Consider the following 17,840-nt stretch of genomic DNA (forward strand, 5'->3'; position numbering starts at 1 on the left):
CGTCACGGACGGGAATATTCCTCTCGCTGACGGGATGTGGCATTGCGTCGATAACTCACTCGATGAAAGAACGCGCCCACGCGCGCGAAGAGTCCGGGCTCGGCCCGTTCACTCTGCGCACGACGCCGGGCGTTGTGATTCGCTTGCGCCGTGCGCACCGGCTTATCCGATGCACGGCTCGCGCGACTGGCCGGCTGCGTTGCACGACGCTGCGCGCTGTCGTCTTGCGCGATGCTGGCCGACGCTGCCGCGACGGGACTGAGCCCTGGCCGGTCCAATGTATCGGCAGGCGGGTTATCGGCGAGCGGAGTGGTTTCGATGCGCGGCGTCGTTGCGGCCGCCTCGACCACGCCCGATGACTGCGTGGCCGCCAGCACCGGCTGATCGACGCCGAGCGTCTGGCGCGCGCTCGTCATCGCTTCCGCGTAGACGCGCTGGTCGTGGTTGAACCACATGCTGTACGCGACGGTGCCGAGCACGCCGATGCCGAGCGCACTCGCCGACGCCGTCCACAACGCGAGCCGTCCGAAGCGCAACGGAGCGCGCGCGGGTTGCGCATCATCGTCGAAATCGCCGAGGAATTCGGGCGGCGACGCCGGAACGGACGGGTCGTTCGCGGGACTGGGTCCGCCTGCGAACGGCTCTTCGGGTAGCTCAGCGTGTTGAGGCATGGCAGCGCTCCAGAACATGTTCGTCGACGGCGGCAGGCGCTCGATTCATCCGGTGCGCAATGCGGCCCGCCGCAAAATACAGGTGAAGCGCCCGACGGCAACGTTCGCAAATGCGAGCGTGTCGCGGCGCATGCTATTCGAATTGAATGACGTCATGCGAAGCAAAAATCTCGCGCATATCGGTCTCGCTGCAAGCCGGCAAAATCGACCGTATGCGGCGCGTTCGAACAGGGTAAAAATGCCTGCACATCGTGGCTTGCGTGGCCACGTGGCATCGTTAATCAAACCAGACGATGCGCGTTGGTGCAAATGTCGAATAGTACCGTAGCATCGACCGAGCCAGCGGACATCCGAGATATTCCTCAGAGCAGGCATCGTGCGTTTGGTTGCATTCCGCACAGACCCGACATGGTATTTCATCGTTCAGCGCGGCGCCTGATCCGTAGTGAACGGTTGTGGTTTTTCAGGCTGCGGCAAGCCGAAGCGCTCGAACTCCGAGATGACCTGTGCGCCGAACAGCAGCAGCGTCGCGAGCGCTTCGAGACTGAACAGCACGACGATCGATGTCGTCAGCGACCCGTACACGACGCTTACTTGCGAGAGCGTTGCGAAGTACCAGACCAACACGTGTCGGGTGATTTCCCACAGTATGGCCGCCGTCACGCTGCCGAGCAGCGCGAGCCGGAACGATGGCCGTCCCACCGGCATCACGAGGTAAATGGACGTCAGCACGAAGATTTCGCCCGCGACGCCGAGCAGATAAAGCAGCAAGCGCGATGCGCCCTTGAGCGACACTTCGACGCCGAGCAGCATGACGCTGTTGTCGCCCATCGCCTGAAGGCCGTTCGACACGAGCGTGACGATCAGCATGCCCACGCCGAGAAACAGGATGTAGCAGTAAGGCAGGAGCGCGGAGAGTAGAAAATGCCGTCGCCGGACGGCCACGCGATGCACGAAGATGACCGACATCGCGTTCTCGAGCACGGTGAACGCGAGCGAGCTGAAGAAGATCATCGTGATGAGCAGCAGCCAGCCGATGACCGCGCGATGCGTCAGAAAGTTGGCGAGCTCGTTCACGATGGCGCGCGCCTGGCCGGGCACGAGCCATTCGAGCAGATGCGCGAGCGTTTCGAGCAACTCGCGCTGGCCGACGAACTTCGACAGCACGATGACGATCAGGATCAAAAGCGGCACGATGGACAGCAGCGCGTAATACGCGACCGCGCCCGCGAGCAGCATGCCCTGGTTCGCGCGAAACGCCTTGATCGTGCGCTTGAGAAAGCCGAACGGATCGCGCGCGACGCTGTAAAGCTGAGGCCCGAGCACGGGGCCGAGAATCTTCGACATGGGACCTCCGCGACGCGCGCTATTGCGGCGATGGACGCGATGTCCTGCCCGCCTGCCTCTTTGGGGGAAAGATAGTGCGTCGCGGAGCAAATTGCACGCCTGACGCGTGACTTGATTCGACCTTAAGGATGCTGCTGCGATGTGTTGCGCGCGGCGGCCTGCTGCGCGGCTTCTTCGAACGCGATATCGAGAAGCGTATCGATCTCGCCGGCGGGAAGAGCCGCTGCTTCAATGTTACGCAGACGGCAAAAGAGGGCGAGCGCTTCGGCGGCGGCGGCGAACGCGTCCCCCAGAACGGCCTGTGGCAGTTCTTTCGGCGTGGGTCCCAAATCGCGGGAGGATAGGCGTTTTTTTCTCATAGACCGCATATCGGCAGCGGCGCGGCTTTACTTGAGCGTGCGCACTTCGTTCACCTTTGCAGCGTCATGCATTACTCTTGAATCAGCGGCTGGCGCGATGAGTCGTGAACGCGTGAAGGAGCGAGCCGTCCAGTTTGCGAATGTTCATCGCGGCTTCTTTTGTCTGCCGAACGTGAGGCATCGAGCATTACGCTTCGGCCAGGGAGACGGTCATGCCAGCTTCTCACGTAGCCGATACCTCCGCGCTCGGCCCCGGCGCCGATATCGAAGTCGTCAATGCCGACGAGCGCCTCTATAACCACGATCTCGCGCCCGTGCCGCGCACGCGCCGAACGTGGACCGGCTACAGCATCTTCGCTATGTGGATGTCGGACGTGCACAGCGTCGGCGGCTACACGTTCGCGGCGAGCCTCTTCCTGCTCGGGCTTTCGGGCTGGCAAGTGCTGCTTGCGATGACCATCGGCATTCTCATCGTCTATGTGCTGATGAACTGGGTCGGCAAGCCGAGCCTCGTGCACGGCATTCCGTTCCCGGTCATGGCGCGCGTGTCGATGGGCGTCATGGGCGCGAATCTCGCCGCGCTCATTCGCGGCGTGGTCGGCATCGTGTGGTACGGCGTGCAGACGTATTTCGCTTCCAAGGCGGTCGCGACGCTCCTGCTGCTCTTCGTGCCGTCGGCCATCGCGCTGCGCGATACGAGCTTTCTGCGGCTCGACATGCTCGGCTGGATCAGCTTTCTTTTCATGTGGCTGCTGCAGCTCATCATCTTTCAGCGCGGCATGGAGATCATCCGCAAGTTCATCGACTTCTGCGGGCCGGCCGTGTATGTCGTGATGTTTTTTCTGATGGGCTGGATTCTGTATCGCGCGGGACTCGGCAGTCTCGATCTCACGCTCTCCGGCAAGGTGCTGCCCGGCGACCAGCAATTGCACGCGATGGTCAACGCGACCCTGCTCGTCGTGAGTTATTTCGCGGCGCTGCTGCTGAATTTCGGCGACTTCTCGCGCTTCGCGAAGAGCGAGCGGCAGATGAAAATCGGCAATTTTCTCGGGTTGCCGTTCAACTTCCTTGCATTCGCGATCATCACGGTGATCGTCACGGCGGGCAGCGAGAAGGTCTTCGGCGCGATGATCATGGACCCGGTCGAGATCGTTTCCCGCATCGAGAACAAGGTGGCGGTGGCGATCGGCAGCATCACGTTCATCATCGCGACGATGGGCATCAATATCGTCGCCAACTTCGTTTCGCCGGCGTACGACATCGCCAATCTTTTTCCGAAGCACGTTGACTTCAAGAAGGGCGGGCTGATCGCGTCGATACTCGCGGTGGTCGTGTGTCCGTGGATCTTCGTCGACAGCCCGAAGGCGATCACCATTTTCGTTTCGGTCTTCGGCGCCGTGCTCGCGCCCATGTACGGCGTGATGATGGCCGACTATTACCTCGTCAAGCGTCAGCAGGTGAACGCCGCCGAACTCTACACGATGCAACCCGGCGCGCGCTTCTACTACGACGGCGGATGGAACAAGGTCGGGCTCGCGGCGCTCGTCATATCGGGCGTCATTTCAGTGGGCTGGGAATTGTCGACGCAGCTTCTGAAGCTCCTGCCCGCGAACAATCTCGGCTGGCTGATCGGCGCGGCGGCGGGCGCGCTGCTGTACGTCGTGTTGATGCGTATCGCGCGACGGAAATAAGCACGCCAGGCGCCTGACGTTCCCGCTCACCCACTGCGCAAGCGCTCACGCTTGTCAGACGAAACGCGCCGTACGCATGCTGTCGCCGCCGACGCTGCTGACGATATCCGCGTTCGCGGATGCTTCAGGCCCGCTCGGTCCGCAGCGTGCCATCGACGAAATCGCGCAGGAAATCCACCCACGTCCTGATCTTCGCGTCGAGATACTGGCGCGATGCGTACATCGCGTAGATCGTCATGGTCTGCAGTTCCCATTCCGGCAGCACGCGCACGAGCGCGCCACTCTTTAGCAACGGCTGCACCGAAAGCGCCGGGAGCGGCGCAATGCCCAGGCCGTCCGTGACCGCGACGGCGAGCGCATCGGCGGCATTCACGCGCAATCGGCCGGGCGGCAATTCCACTTCGACACTGCCTTGCGGCCCGTCGAAGAACCAGCGATCGACCGGGAAAAACGCCGTCACGAGTTGCAGGCAGGCGTGTTTCGGCAGATCGTCGATGGTGCGCGGCACGCCCGCCCGCTCCAGATAACGCGGCGATGCGCACAGCACGCTCGGCATCGAGCAGATGCGGTTGGAGACGAGCGCCGAATCCGGCAACGTGGATGTCGTGATCTGCAGGAAGACGTCGTAGCCTTCGTCGAGCATGTCGGGGACGTTCTGCGAGAGCGTCAGTTCCACGCGCACTTGCGGATGCGCGTCGAGATAGCGCGTGAGCGCCGGCACGACATAGTGCTGCCCGAACGTGATCGGCGCGTGCATGCGCAGCACGCCGCTCGGCGACACTTGCGCGTTGCTGGCCTCGGCCTCCGACAGATCGACGAGCGCCGTCACTTCCTTGCAGCGGGCGAGATAGCGGTTGCCGGCATCGGTAAGGGCGACGCGCCGCGTCGTGCGATTCAGAAGCCGCGTGCGCAGATGCGTCTCCAGTTCCGTGACCGCGCGCGACGCCTGCGCGGTGGTGATGTCCAACTGCTGCGCCGCCGCAGTGAAGCTCGATGCTTCCGCGACGCGCGTGAAAATCCGCATGCTCCGCAACAGGTCCATTCGGTCATCCGCTTTCGACGAAGCCCGCACTATCCCACGAGCCGATGCGCAGGCGCAACGCCGCGCGCCTTCCGGCCGTTCTGCACCGTTCCGCGCGACCGTTCGTTTCAGCGTTCACATCTGTTACAGGCGTTGTAACGCAAGCCCGGCGGGCCGCGAATAACATGGATTCATGGCCGCATTCCCACGGCGGCTTTATCGGCAGAGGAAGAAATGAATATCAAGGGTTTCATCGGGCTTTCCATCGTTGCGTCCGCAGGCGTGGCCTGCGAGGCAGCAATGGCGCACGTGAGCATCGGGGTCAATCTCGGCGTGCCGGTCGTTGCCGCCGCGCCGGTTTACGCCGCGCCGCCGCCGCCCGTTTATGTCGAGCAGCAGCAACCGGCTTACGTCGAGCAGCAACCGGCTTACGTCGAGCAGCAACCCGTGCCGCCTCCGCCGCCGCCCGTCGTGTATCAGCCGGCGCCGCCCGTCGTCTATCAGCCAGCGCCGGTGGTCGTGGCGCCCGCGCCGGCCATCGTCATCGGCTGGCATGGCGACCGGTATTGGGACGGCGCCCGCTACTGGGACCGCCGCGACTGGTACGCGCATCACGGCGGCTATGGGTATCGGCACTGGTAAGCCAGGATTAGGCGGGAGACTGTTTCATGAATAAGCGATCAAAAAAGATATCGGGCAATCGCAGCGTCGGGCGCTTGCTGGTGCTGCCCGTCACGCTCGCGCTCGCGGCGGCGCTCGGCGGCTGCGTCTATGCGCCGCCCTACGGTTATGCGCCCGCACCCGCGTACGGCTACGCGCCTGCTTACGGTTATGCGTACGGGCCGGCGTATTACGCGCCGTCGGTTTCAGTGGGCGTCGGGTTCGGTGGTTACGGGCACTGGCACGGGCGGTAATCGCGAGGGCGTCGGTGTCCGGGTGACGCGGCGCTCGCACGACATGCGGGATCGCGACGGGAACATGCGTTGCTGCGCCACGGTAACCCTTCGCGGAGAACCCACCATGCCCGTGCAATCCGAAACGCTTCTGGCAGCCGACGCCCACTGCGAGCACTTCATGCTCGCCGCCAACGACTGGGTGCCGAACAACGCGCGCTTGCCGGTGTTGCTGTGGCGGGGCGCGATCGATCCCGAAGGGCGCGATTGCGGCAGCCGCTTCGAAGCGCTCTTCGCGCAGAACGGCTGGCCGCCGCAGTGGCGCGATGGCGTCTTCGACTATCACCATTTCCACTCGACGGCGCACGAAGCGCTGGGCGTGGCGTCGGGAGAAGCGGAACTGATCATCGGCGGTCCGCGCGGACGCGTGATTTCCGTGCGCGCCGGCGATGCGCTCATCTTGCCCGCCGGCACGGGCCATTGCCTGCTGACGAGCGGCCGCCGCTTCCAGGTGATCGGCGCGTATCCGCCGGATCAGCAATGGGACATCCGGCGCAGCGCGCTCGACGACGAGGAACTCCGCGCCATGCAGGCGCTGCCGTTTCCGGACAGCGATCCCGTCGGCGGCGATGACGGGCCGCTCACGCGGCTGTGGCGCTGAGCGGCGTAACGCGCGCGGCGAACGCGCTCACTGTTTCGCGCATTCCCGGCGACGGGCGCGCCATGAAGGCACGCGGCTGACGACGCCGGTCGCCAGCGCCGTCCCCGCGAGCACGACGCCGCACGCCGCCGCCATGCCGACCGACACCCGTTCCGCGAGGAACAGCGCGCCCCACAGAATGCCGAAGATCGGAATCACGAAGGTCACCGTGATGGCGCGCGCCGGCCCGGCCACCGCGATCAAATGAAAGAACAGCATGTACGCAACGCCCGTGCATGCCACGCCCAGTCCGAGCACCGCGCCCCACGCATTCATCGATACCGGCCCCGTTGGCCACGACGCCAGCGCGAACGGCACAAGCACGAGCGTCGCGGCGGTCATCGTGCCGGCGGCGACCGTCAGCGAATCCACGCCCATCAGATGCCGCTTCGTGTAGCTCGCCGCGATGCCGTAGCAGAGCGTCGCCGCAAGCGCGGCCAGCGCGGCGAGCGCGGTGCTCGCCGGCGTGATGGCGGAGGCGGCCGCGCTCGCATCGTGGACGAACATCTGGTCCCACACGAGCGCGAGCACGCCTGCGAAGCCGATCGCGAGTCCCGCGACGCGCAGGCGGCTCAGCCGGTCGCCCAGCCACAGGAATGCGACGAGCGCGCCCCAGAGCGGCGTCGTCGCGTTGATGACGGACGTCACGCCCGCCGACAGCGTCAGCTCGGCATAAGCGAAGAGACAGAACGGCGCGGCCGAATTGAACACGCCGACGACGATGAGCGGCCACGCGCGTTGGCGCATCGTCGCAAGGGCCGCACGCGGCGAGCCGCGCAGCGCCAGCACGATCAACAGAAACAGCGCGCCGATGCCGACGCGCAGCGCCATCAGCGGCGCGACGCCGAGATCGGTCACGCCGACGCGGATGAACAGGAACGAGCCGCCCCACAGCGCGGCGAGAACGAGCAGTTGAGCGAGATTGACAGGGTTCATGGCGGGCTTTGCAAAAGAGTCGGAGCGAAGCCATCGTAGGGGCGGGCGCGGCGCGAATGCTTCGGCGCGGCGTGAAACGAAACATGCTTCGCCTGACAGGAGAGTCATCGTAGGCGGGCGGGCGTTACGCGGCAAACGAGCAATTCTCACCGGTATGTGAAAGAAATTGCGATATGCGGCGCCGCCGCGCAGTGCGTTTCGCCTATGCCGAACGGATGAATGGCGCGTGCGGCGGTCCGGTGCGACTCTTGCGTCGTGATGATGCGCATTGATTGGCCAATGCGACAAACGACGCATACAGGAGAGGAAGTCATGGCTCAAGTGAACGGCAACGCATCGGGGATGACATCGGGAAGCGCGCCGAACGGCAGCGCCGGGACATCGTCCGCGCAGCCGCCCGAACCGCCGCTATCGCGCAGCGCGGTGACCAACGCAATGGAAGCGGCGCTCGGCCCCGGCATGGAACACAGTAACGACGACAACGTGAGCTCGCTTGCACCGGGCGCGGCGCATCGGCCGGTCAGGAACGTGCCGACGCGCTCGCCCGCGCATGTGCACGGCAGCGCGCTGGAGGGCGGCGACAGTCCCGCCGTGCTCGCGCAGCCGGCATCCGCCGCGTCTGAGGGGCAGGGCAGCCGCTTTCATCCGGACGCGACTTCGGCGGGCGTGCGAGCGAAGCGCGTCATTTCCGGCGCGCAGGACGTCGCCGTCGCGCGATACCGCCGCGTCACCGAAGGCACCGACGACTTCGTCCACGACAACCCGTGGAAGGCGATCACGATGGCCGCGATCGGCGGGCTGATCGTCGGCTTGCTGATGTCGCGCTGAGCATCGCCAAACGACCGGAGGCGCGCGGCGGGCCTCGTCCTTGCTTAAGGTCGGGTATAGAGCGGCGCTTATCGCCGTGCCGAACGGACATGGATGGAGAATCGAACCGGGCGCGGACGGGCCGCCGCGAAATCTGGACGCAACGCACCGCGGGGACGCCTCAGCCGCGGCGCGTGCTCATCGCGCACGTGGAACCGAATGTGGGCGATTCCTTCGCGCTCTTGCTCGCCATGCGCGGCTTCGAAGCCGTGCAGGTCGGCGATGAGCAGCGTGCCATCGAACTGGCGTCGACGTGGCGGCCGCAGGCGGTGTTCGTCGATACGCGTCTCGGCAGAGTGGCGGGCGGACAGGTGCGGCCCGGCACGTTCGACCACGCGCTCGTGCGCACGCTGCGCGAGCAAGCCGATACAGAGCAGCGGCTGGTCATCGCGTTCGGCGGCGACGAGGTGCGCGATCCGCCGGACGTGCTGCAAACGGCCGGTTACGACGGCGTGTGCCGCAAGCCATGTCCGATATGGTGGCTCGTGGATGTGTTGACGCGGTTTTATGCGCGGTGATCGCGCTTGCGTGTGGACAGGCTGAACGTCGCCACAGTTGAAGAAAGGCGTTACTGCATAGCGCTATCGTTAGATGAGCTTACCGGCGCGCGCGGTGTCGTCGATTGCGGAAAGCCGGTCGCGTCGGCCCCTTGAAATCGCGCGCCGCAACGGGCGCGCGTAAAGGCGTAAAGGTCGACGCGATCCGGCCGATGCGGCCTCAACTGCGTCTATTGAAATCGTTCGTTTCGAGTTCGACGGATTGGCCGCCATTGCGCTCCAGCGTCCGCCGGGCGGCCTCCTCGATTTCCACGCGCCCGCCTTCGAATGCGCTCAGCATCGCGTGCGATGACGTGCCGGCGTTGCCGAAGTGATCGTTGAGCGCGTCGAGAGAAACGCTGCACCAGACTTCGCGTCCGTCGACGGTTGCCTCGAATGCGACTCGCGCCGCCGCCACGACGTGACGCCGCCCGCTGAACTCAATCGCCATCCTTCACCTCCTGTTTTCGTTGGGAAAACGCTGACCGCAGTGTGTGCGACGAACCTGCAAGCCGGCGCATGGAGCGCAATGCCTTCGCAGGCCTTTGAGCGTGGAGCGAAGTGCCGATTTGCATGATACGCCGCGCGGCGCGTTCCGGATGGTTTGCAACGGCCATGCCCGCCGCGCTCGAACATGCCCGCGCGGCTGCAAGCGATGCCCGTCTAGCAACAGGAACAGCCCCCAACGTGACGCATGCCGTAGCCGCCGACGCCCTCGGATCCGGCCGAGTCCTTGCTGCTGCCGCCCACCGTCGGCGCGCCGATCGTCACGCGTCCAGCGGTCTCGCCGCAATCGGGACAGGATGCGGGGTCATCGCGTTCGGCGATGCGTCGCACTGCTTCGAAGGTGCCGCATCGCGTGCACTCGTAGTCATAAACGGGCATGGGATTTCTGTCGCGGAAGGGAATAAGAACAGTGTAGCAAGCCCTATCGTCAGCAAGAGGCATTCCGCTTGCCGACGCATGGGTTGCGCGTGGCATCGCTATTGCTGGATGAGCGGGTAATCAACACCAAAGGAGGCCTCAATGAAACCCAATGCAGTTCTGCTCACCGCGCTGGCATCGGCGCTCTTTGCCGCGGCGCCGGCCGTCACGCTCGCGCAGACGCAGGCAGCCAGCACGACGATGGCCAACGACTTGCCCGCGCAGGACAAGGAGTTCGTGCAGGCAGCGTCCATGTCCGGCTCGACCGAAATCGATGCGGCCAAGCTCGCGACCAAGCAATCGCAGGACAAGGACGTGAAGAACTTCGCGCATCACATGATGCTCGATCACACCAAGCTCACGATGCAGCTCAAGATGGCCGCGCCGCATGGCGTGACCGTGCCGAAGGACAACTCGGATACCGCCGTGCTCGATTCGCTGAAGGGCCTGAAGGGCAAGGAATTCGATACGGCCTACATCCAGAAAGTCGGTCTCGAGGGCCACCAGAAGGCCGTCGAGGCGTTCCAGAAGGAAGCGCAGGATGGCCAGAACGCCGACCTGAAGAAGGCGGCTCAGAAGGCGCTGCCGACCATCCAGCAGCACTTGAAGATGGCGCAGGATCTCGCGGCCAAGAAGGGCGTGCAGTAAGCAGCCAGTGAACGGCGCGGGTTCGCCGCGCCGTTGCAGAAGCGGGCGCTTAAGCCGCGCCCTGGCGCAGCAGACGCTCGCGCGCTTCGGGAATCGACTCGAAGCCGCCGCCGCCTTCGTCGAAAATCGACACTTCGCCTTGCCCGATGTCGTAGACCCAGCCCTGCACCTGCAGTTGCTTCAGCGCAAGCCGCCCGGCGACCGCCGGATGCGTGCGCAAGTGCGTGAGCTGCAGCCGGATGTTCTCCTCGACCATCGCCTGCACGACGCGCGCTTCTTCCAGCTTTCGCGCCATCACGACGCTGCGCGCGGCTTCCGCGTTGCGCAGCCAGGCGTGCACCGTCGGCATCTCATCGGCGATGGTCGCGCCCGATGCGAGGCCTTTCATCGCGCCGCAGTCCGAGTGGCCGCAAATCACGATCTGCCGCACGTTCAGCGCGAGCACCGCGAACTCCACCACCGCCGAGACGCCGCCGAGCATTTCGCCGTACGCCGGCACGATATTGCCGATGTTGCGGCACACGAACAGCTCGCCCGGTCGCGTTTGCGTGATCATCTCGGGCGACACCCGCGAGTCGGCGCAGGTGATGAAAAGCGTATGCGGCGTCTGCCGGTGCGCGAGGCTCTTGAAGAGCGCTTCGCTGTCGGGAAACACGAAGCGGCTGAAATCTTCGGCGCCTCGCAAAAGGTAGAGCAGGTCGGGCTGATCGGAGCCTTCGCGTTCTTCGGTCATCGTGGATTTATCGGACATGGGGGCCCTTGAAGTGCGGATTGGCGCGGATTGGCGAGCAGCCGCCCGCCGCCAGACAAGAGCTTGCGGGGTTTTGGGATGATGTGCAAGTCGTCGAACGTTTCAAAGCGCGAATGCGGCGCGTTCTCGCGCTGTTTCGTCTTTTGCACGGCTTTATAGTTATTGACGAATCCGCCAGGCGCGTCTGCTAGTTTTACCCTTTGGCAATCATCGAAAACGCGTCGTTCAGGCTTCGTTCATGCACTTTCATTCCCATTCTTACGATACCGCCGCCGCCCTTTATTCGAATGGCGATTTCGAGCAGGCGCTGTACGCACTGAATTCCTTGATCGCGGTATCGGCCGCGAACCCTGAAGCACTCAATCTGGCCGCCATTTGCTGTTACCGGTTGAACCGGCTCGACGATGCGGAAAGGCATTGGCGCCGCACCATCGACGACTATCCGGATCACGCGGGCAGCTACGGCAATCTCGCGAATCTGCTGATGTCGCAAGGGCGCGTCGCGGAAGCCGAATCGGTATATCGGCGGGCGATTTCGATTCGGCCGGACTTTTCCGAAGCGCATTACAACCTCGGCAATCTGTTGCGCCAGCTCGGGCGGCCGGACGAGGCCGAAGCGTGCTTGCGTGAGGCGGTGCGCGGTCGCCCGGATCTTGCCGAAGCGCATTACAACCTCGCGAACCTGTTGTCGGCTCGAGGGCGCTTCGCCGAAGCGGAAGCCGCTTATCGCAATGCGACGGCCGCACGTCCCGATTACGCCGAAGCGCATAACAATCTCGGCAACATGCTGCGCGAAGAGGGGCGGCTGGACGAGGCGCGCAGGGCGCTGCTTCGCGCGGTGCGGGCGCGTCCGGGCTTCGAAGTGGCACATCACAATCTCGGACTGCTACTGCAACAGAGCGGGAATTACGCACTGGCGCTGGCCTTTCACCGGCGCGCGACCGAACTGCGGCCCGATTACGTGGAGGCGCATTGCGGGGCCGCCCACTCGCTGACGTCGCTCGGCCGGTTCGCGGAGGCCGAAGCCGCGTTCCGCGCGGCGCTCGCCATTCGCGCTGATGACGCCGACGCCTTCATGGGACTGGCGCGCGTGCAGCGGGAACTCGGACGGCATGACGACGCGGAGCGCGCGTATCGGCACGTCATCGCTTTGCAGCCCGAGAATGCCGACGCGCGCGCCTGCCTCGCCGATACGCTTCACGCCCAACGACGGCCGCACGAAGCCGAAGCGGCATACCGCGCGGCGCTCGCGATGCGCCCGGACAACGCCGAGTGGCATTACAACCTCGGCGTGCTGCTCGGCGCAGAGGGACGCCTGGCCGAAGCGGATGCGGCATATCGACGGGTTATCGCGCTTCGCCCCGATCATGCGCATGCGCTTACGAACCTGGGCCGGATCGTGCGTGATCTCGACCGGCTGCCCGAGGCCGAGTCGCTGCTGCGTCAGTCGATCGCCATCTGCCCGGATTCCGCCGAAGCCCACAACAATCTCGCGAGCGTGCTGAAGGACATGAGCCGCATGGATGAAGCCATCGACGAGTTTCGCCGGGCGGTGGCGTGCGCCCCGGACAACGAATGCGTGCATCGCAATCTCAACTATGCGTTGACCTATCACGCGGAGACGCCCAAAGAGATTCTCGACGAATGCCTGCGCTTTGCCGCACGGCACGAAGCGCCGCTCCTTGACGCGCAGGTGCGCTACACGAACGACCGCTCGCCTTCGCGACGGCTGAAGATCGGCTACGTCGCGCCGGACTTTCGCGCGCACTGCCAGTCGATGTTCACGGCGCCGGTGCTCGCCCAGCACGACCATGCATCGTTCGAAATCGTCTGCTATGCGAGCGTCAGGCAGCCCGACGAGATCACGCAACTCATGCGCCCGATGGCCGACGTCTGGCGCGACGTCCACACGCTCGACGACGCGCAGCTCGCACAGGTGATCCGCGACGACGGCATAGACGTGCTCGTCGATCTGACGATGCACATGGCGTCCGGCCGCCCGTTGCTGTTTGCGCGACGGCCCGCGCCGGTGCAGGTGCAATGGCTCGCGTATCCGGGCACGACGGGCAGCCGCGCGATTCGCTATCGGCTGACCGATCCGTGGATCGATCCGCCCGGTCAATCGACGAGCGAGCGTTATAGCGAGCAGTCCGTCTGGCTGCCCGAGACGTTCTGGTGTTTCGATCCGCGTGTGACGTCGCCCGACGCGCCGGGCGTCGGACCCTTGCCCGCCGAACGCAACGGCCACATAACGTTCGGATGCCTGAATAATCCATGCAAGGCATCGGCGCGCCCGTTACGCATGTGGGCGGCGATTCTCGCGGCGGTACCGGATGCGCGCTTTGTTCTACTGGCCGGAGCCGGGCCGCGCGAGCGCTTCGGCGAACGACTGAGCGCGCTCGGCGTGGACATGTCGCGCGTGAGGTTCGTCGGCTATCAGGACCGCGTGGCGTATCTGCGGACGTATCGCGACATCGACATCGGTCTCGATACTTTTCCGTACAACGGTCACACCACGAGTCTCGATGCGCTCTGGATGGGCGTGCCCGTGCCTTCGCGTGCGGGCGAGACGTCGTGCAGCCGCGCCGGACTGAGCCTGTTGATGAACCTCGGCTTGCCGGAACTCGTCGCTCATGACGATGATGCTTACGTCGATGTCGTGACGCGTCTTGCGAACGATCGTCCGCGTCTTGCTGAACTGCGCGCATCGCTGCGAACACGCCTCGAAGCATCGCCGATGATGAACGCCCCGCGCTTCACGCGCCATCTCGAAGACGTCTACCGGCGCATGTGGCGCGCGTGGTGCGCGTCGCCTGCTGGCTGAACCGACACATCGCATGGCGCCTGCGCATCGCGCCGCGACACTTCGGTTTTTCCGAACCAATGCATCCGGATTCGTGCATTTCACGCCGTCGATCGTTCCGTTAGATTGGTTGCATCGAAAGCAATCAGAAAGGAATCGACATGAAATGCCCCGTCTGCCCCGCGACGGACCTGCTGATGACCGCACGCGAGGGCATCGAAATCGACTATTGCCCGAACTGCCGCGGCGTGTGGCTCGACCGTGGCGAACTCGATCACCTCATCCGGCGCGACGAGCAGGTTTCCGTGCAGCAAGCGCAGCCTTACCCGCGCGACCGTGACCGGCATCAGCACTATCGTCACGACGATCACCACTACGGCGACTCGAAAGGCCGGCACGGTTATCCGCGCCGCAAGAAGTCCTTTCTCGGCGAACTCTTCGACTTCGATTGATGCAGCGCAAATCATGCAACGGGAGAACGGCATGGCAACGGTGAAGCAAGTCCTGAAAGCGAAGACCGGCAAGTCGGTCCATACCATCGGCGCGCAGGCGAGCCTCTTCGAGGCGATCGGCATGATGTCGCACACGGGCGTCGGCGCACTCGTCGTGACGGCGAGCGGCGATCAGAACGGCGCGGTGCACGGCATCGTGACGGAGCGGGACTACGCGCGCAAGGTGATCCTGCAGGACAAGGCGTCGCGCACGACGACGGTCGGCGAGATCATGACATCGCCGGTCACGTCGATCGGTCTCGAAACGCGCACGGACGACTGCATGGCGCTGATGACGCACCATCGCATCCGTCATCTGCCGGTCATCGAGAACGGGCGGCTCATTGGCATGCTGTCGATCGGCGACATGGTGCGGCATCTCATCGACGAGCAGCAGTTCGCCATCGATCAGCTCGAAAGCTACGTACGCGGGCCGCACCACGAAGCGCCGACGTGCGCGCTCACGCGCCGCAGCCCGCTGCCGCAAACACTCGCGACGCGCCTCGCTTAAGCGCCGCGAGCAGGCTGTATCACGTCACGTCGAGTTCGGCGGCCGGCTCGACTGGACGCACGGCTTCCTTCGGTAACGCCTTCTCGTTGCGGCGCAGGCGATTCACCTGCGCCAGCCCGAGCGACAGGCCCGGATCGAGGTAATGAATGACGAGACTGCGGCGCTCGCCCTGCAGCACGTCCAGGTTGCAGTGCTGCATCAGAAAGCCGTTGAACACATACACGCTGCCTGCCGTGCCCCGGATGCGGTAACACTGGCCGCGCTCCAGATGACGTTGCGTGCGCGCCGCGCGAAGCGGAAAGGGCAGCGCGCGCTCGCCCCATTGCACGCTCTTGCGCAGGACGTTGTCGCGGCGTCGCGGAATGCCGCGCGGCTTCGGATAGACGATGAGATCGCCGCTGCGGTCAGCATCGCTTGCCGTTTGCAGCACGATCACGAGCGTGAGCACGTGCGAATCGAAATGTCGGCAATGACTGCCCGATGGCGACGCGCTGCTTCCCACGCGCAGACCGAACCACGGCCCCACGGTGCCGTCCACATGCATCGTCGACGACAGCCAGTTGGACGCGGTGCGTACCGCCTCGCTCTCCAGTTCCCGAAACGCGACGTCGTCGCGCAACGTCCGCACGATGTCCTTCGCGTAACCGAAAAACTGCTCGTGATCCGGCGTCGCAACATAGGCGGCGTCGAGATGGCGGTTGATGGCTTCGAGCGTCGGCTGCGATACCATCGATTCGAAAATCGCGATACCTCCTCGCGATGCCTGCGTCAGTGCGGCACGGTCCTGTGCATTCATAAAGCGCTCTCGGAAACGACGGGATAAACGGCGATTCGCTTACGCGCGAGACTCGATTCGAAGGCGCATGCGAAGGCGGCCGGGTCGGGCGTCGAAATGAATCGATGCGCGTTCGTGCATGACGTGCGCCGTGTTGTCCACGCGTGCCTTCCGGTCTTGCGGCACATTTGTTCTGCAATCCTATGCGTGACCATCGAGCCGAAATGTACGACGACCCACGCATGTGCGTTTCGTCACGCCGGCATGGTGCAAACACCGATTCCTGCTCGCTGAGCGCGGCGTATGTGCGCTGCCGCTCGTAGCGCCGATCGTGCGCATAAGCCGCGGTTTCCATATGCGCGCAAGCCGACACAGCGCAAGCGAACATGGGTCCGCGCCGGACGAGATTCGTGCGTATGCGCACGGATCACCGTGAACCGCATAGGTAAATTTGCGGGAACGGGGATGAGCCTGGCCAGGTTCGTCGGCAGTCACCCGAGCGTGCAAACAACAAGAGGCGGTCGATGCTTGCATTTCGCAAACGACGGCGCCCAACGACATGCGACGGTAATCAATGAACACGGTATCGAACAGGGCTTCGCTCGAAGACAGGCTGTGGGTGGCGACTTTCATCGCCGCCGTGGGCAGCGACGTGCTCTCGGGTGTCGTCCGCTATTACACCTCGATGATAGGCGTGCCGCAGGCCGCCTATCTTCCCAAGGCGCTGATGTTCGCGTGGGTGCTGTACACGCTCCTGCGGCGGCCCAAGGCGACCCATGCGTTCATCGCGTTCTACATGCTCGCGGAGTCGTGCGTTTCGCTTTCGCATGGCGTGGCGCCCGAAGCGGTCGGCTTCTGGCTATGGACCGTCATGCCGATGCTCTTCGCGCTCACCGCTTCGCCGCAAGCGCTCATGATGCTGAACGGGCGCGCGGCGACGACGGCATTCGCGGTGCTCGCCGCGCTGTGCGGCATCGGCATCCTGGCCAATACCTTCATGCCGATGCCCTGGGTCGGCGTGAGCGTGTCGGTCGGCGGCCATAACGTGCGAGCCGCGGTGGCGTCGTATGTGGGCATGGCGTCGCGGCTGTCGGGATTCGGACGCGACAGCGCATCGACGGGACTGATGGCCGGCCTGCTCACCACGTGGCTGCTCATGCGCACGCCCAAGCGCTGGATGCAGTGCGCGTTGCTCGTCGCCGCGGGCGCGGCCATTCACGCGACGACCAACAAGACGGCGCCCGTGTCGCTCGCGCTCGTCGTCGCGGTGCATTGCCTTTTCTCGACGATGACCTTCAAGCGCGCGTCCCTGTGCGCGGCGGCCTTCGCCGTCGTGTTTCCGCTCGCTTCGTTCGTCGCCGAGTTGATGTTCAATCTTTCCGGCACCGGTTTCACGACGCTCGCTTCGTTCCAGGACCGCATGTTCAATACGTGGCCGATCCTGCTCGAAGGGCTGCTGAAAGATAACCGTATTTGGCTCGGGCTCGGGCCGGGCGGCTTCGGATCGGCGACGACGTATTACGAGAGCGCGTTCGGCTTCAACGTCGCGTATGCGGACAACACGGTGCTCTATGCCCTCGCGAACTTCGGCTTCTTCGGCGCGGTGCTGCTCGTGGGATTCTTCGTGCGGCTGATGGTGCGCGCCGAGGCCAACGACCGGCCGTCGTGGGCGATGCTGCTGTTCCTGCTCTTCGCGTCTGCGACGACCGACATCTGCGAATCGATCGGCTGCCTGCTGTTCCTGGGCATCACGATCAGCTATCTGCGCGAGAACGCGACGCTCACGCAACCGCATATCTGGCGCATGCCGACGCGCTTCATGCCGGCCGGATGGCGCGCGCGAAACATGGGCACGCCGGGCACGACGGCCATGACGGTCATCGATACCCAGCACGACGGCCTGCGGGGTCTCTGAC

Annotated in this window: 20 protein-coding genes; 11 read left to right on the forward strand and 9 right to left on the reverse strand. The window is 64.6% G+C overall.

Annotated elements, in window-relative coordinates:
• Positions 1 to 2: 2 nt before the first annotated feature.
• The 3 genes from AWB72_RS14575 to AWB72_RS14585 form a co-directional block, all read right to left on the reverse strand.
• Positions 3 to 671: a hypothetical protein gene (locus tag AWB72_RS14575; protein ID WP_040048582.1), complete on the reverse strand. Its 669-nt coding sequence runs from the start codon at positions 669 to 671 to the stop codon at positions 3 to 5.
• Positions 672 to 1,094: 423 nt separating this feature from the next.
• Positions 1,095 to 2,018, reverse strand: a complete 924-nt coding sequence (locus AWB72_RS14580; RefSeq protein ID WP_052449643.1) for a YihY/virulence factor BrkB family protein — start codon at positions 2,016 to 2,018, stop codon at positions 1,095 to 1,097.
• A 122-nt stretch (positions 2,019 to 2,140) separates the two neighbouring features.
• Positions 2,141 to 2,377: a hypothetical protein gene (locus tag AWB72_RS14585; protein WP_143754630.1), complete on the reverse strand. Its 237-nt coding sequence runs from the start codon at positions 2,375 to 2,377 to the stop codon at positions 2,141 to 2,143.
• Between the two features lie 212 nt (positions 2,378 to 2,589).
• On the opposite strand from AWB72_RS14585, the gene AWB72_RS14590 reads away from it, so the two are divergent.
• Complete coding sequence (locus AWB72_RS14590; protein WP_040048452.1) at positions 2,590 to 4,068, forward strand: NCS1 family nucleobase:cation symporter-1; 1,479 nt, start codon at positions 2,590 to 2,592, stop codon at positions 4,066 to 4,068.
• A gap of 124 nt (positions 4,069 to 4,192) precedes the next feature.
• Here the strand turns inward: AWB72_RS14590 and AWB72_RS14595 are convergent, their stop codons facing one another.
• A complete protein-coding gene (locus AWB72_RS14595) occupies positions 4,193 to 5,110 on the reverse strand; it encodes a LysR family transcriptional regulator (RefSeq protein WP_040048453.1) in 918 nt (305 codons plus the stop codon).
• 213 nt (positions 5,111 to 5,323) lie between these two features.
• Between AWB72_RS14595 and AWB72_RS14600 the strand changes: the two genes are divergently transcribed.
• The 3 genes from AWB72_RS14600 (at position 5,324) to AWB72_RS14610 (ending at position 6,643) form a co-directional block, all read left to right on the forward strand.
• Positions 5,324 to 5,731: a hypothetical protein gene (locus AWB72_RS14600; protein ID WP_052449644.1), complete on the forward strand. Its 408-nt coding sequence runs from the start codon at positions 5,324 to 5,326 to the stop codon at positions 5,729 to 5,731.
• 26 nt (positions 5,732 to 5,757) lie between these two features.
• Entirely contained in the window at positions 5,758 to 6,003 is a 246-nt protein-coding gene (locus AWB72_RS14605; RefSeq protein WP_244285634.1) for a hypothetical protein, read from the forward strand.
• 106 nt (positions 6,004 to 6,109) lie between these two features.
• Entirely contained in the window at positions 6,110 to 6,643 is a 534-nt protein-coding gene (locus tag AWB72_RS14610) for a cupin domain-containing protein (protein WP_143754631.1), read from the forward strand.
• 27 nt (positions 6,644 to 6,670) lie between these two features.
• Here AWB72_RS14610 and AWB72_RS14615 read toward each other — a convergent pair whose 3' ends face one another.
• A complete protein-coding gene (locus tag AWB72_RS14615; protein ID WP_040048454.1) occupies positions 6,671 to 7,618 on the reverse strand; it encodes a DMT family transporter in 948 nt (315 codons plus the stop codon).
• 312 nt (positions 7,619 to 7,930) lie between these two features.
• On the opposite strand from AWB72_RS14615, the gene AWB72_RS14620 reads away from it, so the two are divergent.
• Together AWB72_RS14620 and AWB72_RS14625 are read left to right on the forward strand one after the other, a co-directional pair.
• Positions 7,931 to 8,446, forward strand: coding sequence for an ElaB/YgaM/YqjD family protein (locus AWB72_RS14620; RefSeq protein ID WP_244285635.1), 516 nt, complete (start codon positions 7,931 to 7,933; stop codon positions 8,444 to 8,446).
• Between the two features lie 89 nt (positions 8,447 to 8,535).
• Positions 8,536 to 9,003, forward strand: coding sequence for a response regulator (locus AWB72_RS14625; protein ID WP_040048456.1), 468 nt, complete (start codon positions 8,536 to 8,538; stop codon positions 9,001 to 9,003).
• 199 nt (positions 9,004 to 9,202) lie between these two features.
• Here AWB72_RS14625 and AWB72_RS14630 read toward each other — a convergent pair whose 3' ends face one another.
• Entirely contained in the window at positions 9,203 to 9,472 is a 270-nt protein-coding gene (locus tag AWB72_RS14630) for a DUF1488 family protein (RefSeq protein ID WP_040048457.1), read from the reverse strand.
• 212 nt (positions 9,473 to 9,684) lie between these two features.
• Positions 9,685 to 9,906: an FmdB family zinc ribbon protein gene (locus tag AWB72_RS14635; protein ID WP_040048458.1), complete on the reverse strand. Its 222-nt coding sequence runs from the start codon at positions 9,904 to 9,906 to the stop codon at positions 9,685 to 9,687.
• A gap of 141 nt (positions 9,907 to 10,047) precedes the next feature.
• Here AWB72_RS14635 and AWB72_RS14640 point away from each other — a divergent pair, with 141 nt between their 5' ends.
• Positions 10,048 to 10,593 carry a DUF4142 domain-containing protein gene (locus AWB72_RS14640; RefSeq protein WP_040048459.1) on the forward strand — a complete coding sequence of 182 codons (546 nt, stop codon included), beginning with the start codon at positions 10,048 to 10,050 and terminating at the stop codon, positions 10,591 to 10,593.
• A gap of 49 nt (positions 10,594 to 10,642) precedes the next feature.
• Here the strand turns inward: AWB72_RS14640 and AWB72_RS14645 are convergent, their stop codons facing one another.
• Complete coding sequence (locus AWB72_RS14645) at positions 10,643 to 11,344, reverse strand: carbonic anhydrase (protein ID WP_040048460.1); 702 nt, start codon at positions 11,342 to 11,344, stop codon at positions 10,643 to 10,645.
• 238 nt (positions 11,345 to 11,582) lie between these two features.
• Here AWB72_RS14645 and AWB72_RS14650 point away from each other — a divergent pair, with 238 nt between their 5' ends.
• From AWB72_RS14650 to AWB72_RS14660, 3 genes are all read left to right on the forward strand, one after another.
• Entirely contained in the window at positions 11,583 to 14,168 is a 2,586-nt protein-coding gene (locus AWB72_RS14650) for a tetratricopeptide repeat protein (protein ID WP_052449646.1), read from the forward strand.
• Positions 14,169 to 14,308: 140 nt separating this feature from the next.
• A complete protein-coding gene (locus tag AWB72_RS14655) occupies positions 14,309 to 14,599 on the forward strand; it encodes a TFIIB-type zinc ribbon-containing protein (RefSeq protein WP_040048461.1) in 291 nt (96 codons plus the stop codon).
• Positions 14,600 to 14,630: 31 nt separating this feature from the next.
• A complete protein-coding gene (locus tag AWB72_RS14660; protein ID WP_040048588.1) occupies positions 14,631 to 15,149 on the forward strand; it encodes a CBS domain-containing protein in 519 nt (172 codons plus the stop codon).
• A gap of 19 nt (positions 15,150 to 15,168) precedes the next feature.
• Here the strand turns inward: AWB72_RS14660 and AWB72_RS14665 are convergent, their stop codons facing one another.
• On the reverse strand, positions 15,169 to 15,945 hold the full coding sequence (locus tag AWB72_RS14665) for a hypothetical protein (protein WP_052449647.1): 777 nt from the start codon (positions 15,943 to 15,945) through the stop codon (positions 15,169 to 15,171).
• 553 nt (positions 15,946 to 16,498) lie between these two features.
• Here AWB72_RS14665 and AWB72_RS14670 point away from each other — a divergent pair.
• Positions 16,499 to 17,839 carry an O-antigen ligase family protein gene (locus tag AWB72_RS14670; RefSeq protein ID WP_208863144.1) on the forward strand — a complete coding sequence of 447 codons (1,341 nt, stop codon included), beginning with the start codon at positions 16,499 to 16,501 and terminating at the stop codon, positions 17,837 to 17,839.
• Position 17,840 lies beyond the last annotated feature (1 nt).

Source organism: Caballeronia concitans, assembly GCF_001544615.1.
Classification (GTDB): Bacteria; Pseudomonadota; Gammaproteobacteria; order Burkholderiales; family Burkholderiaceae; genus Caballeronia; species Caballeronia concitans.

Bases quoted from the DNA above. Each gene is read 5' to 3' on its own strand.
- AWB72_RS14575 (WP_040048582.1), bottom strand. From the start codon at position 671: ATGCCTCAACACGCTGAGCTACCCGAAGAGCCGTTCGCAGGCGGACCC.
- AWB72_RS14580 (WP_052449643.1), bottom strand. From the start codon at position 2,018: ATGTCGAAGATTCTCGGCCCCGTGCTCGGGCCTCAGCTTTACAGCGTC.
- AWB72_RS14585 (WP_143754630.1), bottom strand. From the start codon at position 2,377: ATGAGAAAAAAACGCCTATCCTCCCGCGATTTGGGACCCACGCCGAAA.
- AWB72_RS14590 (WP_040048452.1), top strand. From the start codon at position 2,590: ATGCCAGCTTCTCACGTAGCCGATACCTCCGCGCTCGGCCCCGGCGCC.
- AWB72_RS14595 (WP_040048453.1), bottom strand. From the start codon at position 5,110: ATGGACCTGTTGCGGAGCATGCGGATTTTCACGCGCGTCGCGGAAGCA.
- AWB72_RS14600 (WP_052449644.1), top strand. From the start codon at position 5,324: ATGAATATCAAGGGTTTCATCGGGCTTTCCATCGTTGCGTCCGCAGGC.
- AWB72_RS14605 (WP_244285634.1), top strand. From the start codon at position 5,758: ATGAATAAGCGATCAAAAAAGATATCGGGCAATCGCAGCGTCGGGCGC.
- AWB72_RS14610 (WP_143754631.1), top strand. From the start codon at position 6,110: ATGCCCGTGCAATCCGAAACGCTTCTGGCAGCCGACGCCCACTGCGAG.
- AWB72_RS14615 (WP_040048454.1), bottom strand. From the start codon at position 7,618: ATGAACCCTGTCAATCTCGCTCAACTGCTCGTTCTCGCCGCGCTGTGG.
- AWB72_RS14620 (WP_244285635.1), top strand. From the start codon at position 7,931: ATGGCTCAAGTGAACGGCAACGCATCGGGGATGACATCGGGAAGCGCG.
- AWB72_RS14625 (WP_040048456.1), top strand. From the start codon at position 8,536: ATGGATGGAGAATCGAACCGGGCGCGGACGGGCCGCCGCGAAATCTGG.
- AWB72_RS14630 (WP_040048457.1), bottom strand. From the start codon at position 9,472: ATGGCGATTGAGTTCAGCGGGCGGCGTCACGTCGTGGCGGCGGCGCGA.
- AWB72_RS14635 (WP_040048458.1), bottom strand. From the start codon at position 9,906: ATGCCCGTTTATGACTACGAGTGCACGCGATGCGGCACCTTCGAAGCA.
- AWB72_RS14640 (WP_040048459.1), top strand. From the start codon at position 10,048: ATGAAACCCAATGCAGTTCTGCTCACCGCGCTGGCATCGGCGCTCTTT.
- AWB72_RS14645 (WP_040048460.1), bottom strand. From the start codon at position 11,344: ATGTCCGATAAATCCACGATGACCGAAGAACGCGAAGGCTCCGATCAG.
- AWB72_RS14650 (WP_052449646.1), top strand. From the start codon at position 11,583: ATGCACTTTCATTCCCATTCTTACGATACCGCCGCCGCCCTTTATTCG.
- AWB72_RS14655 (WP_040048461.1), top strand. From the start codon at position 14,309: ATGAAATGCCCCGTCTGCCCCGCGACGGACCTGCTGATGACCGCACGC.
- AWB72_RS14660 (WP_040048588.1), top strand. From the start codon at position 14,631: ATGGCAACGGTGAAGCAAGTCCTGAAAGCGAAGACCGGCAAGTCGGTC.
- AWB72_RS14665 (WP_052449647.1), bottom strand. From the start codon at position 15,945: ATGAATGCACAGGACCGTGCCGCACTGACGCAGGCATCGCGAGGAGGT.
- AWB72_RS14670 (WP_208863144.1), top strand. From the start codon at position 16,499: ATGAACACGGTATCGAACAGGGCTTCGCTCGAAGACAGGCTGTGGGTG.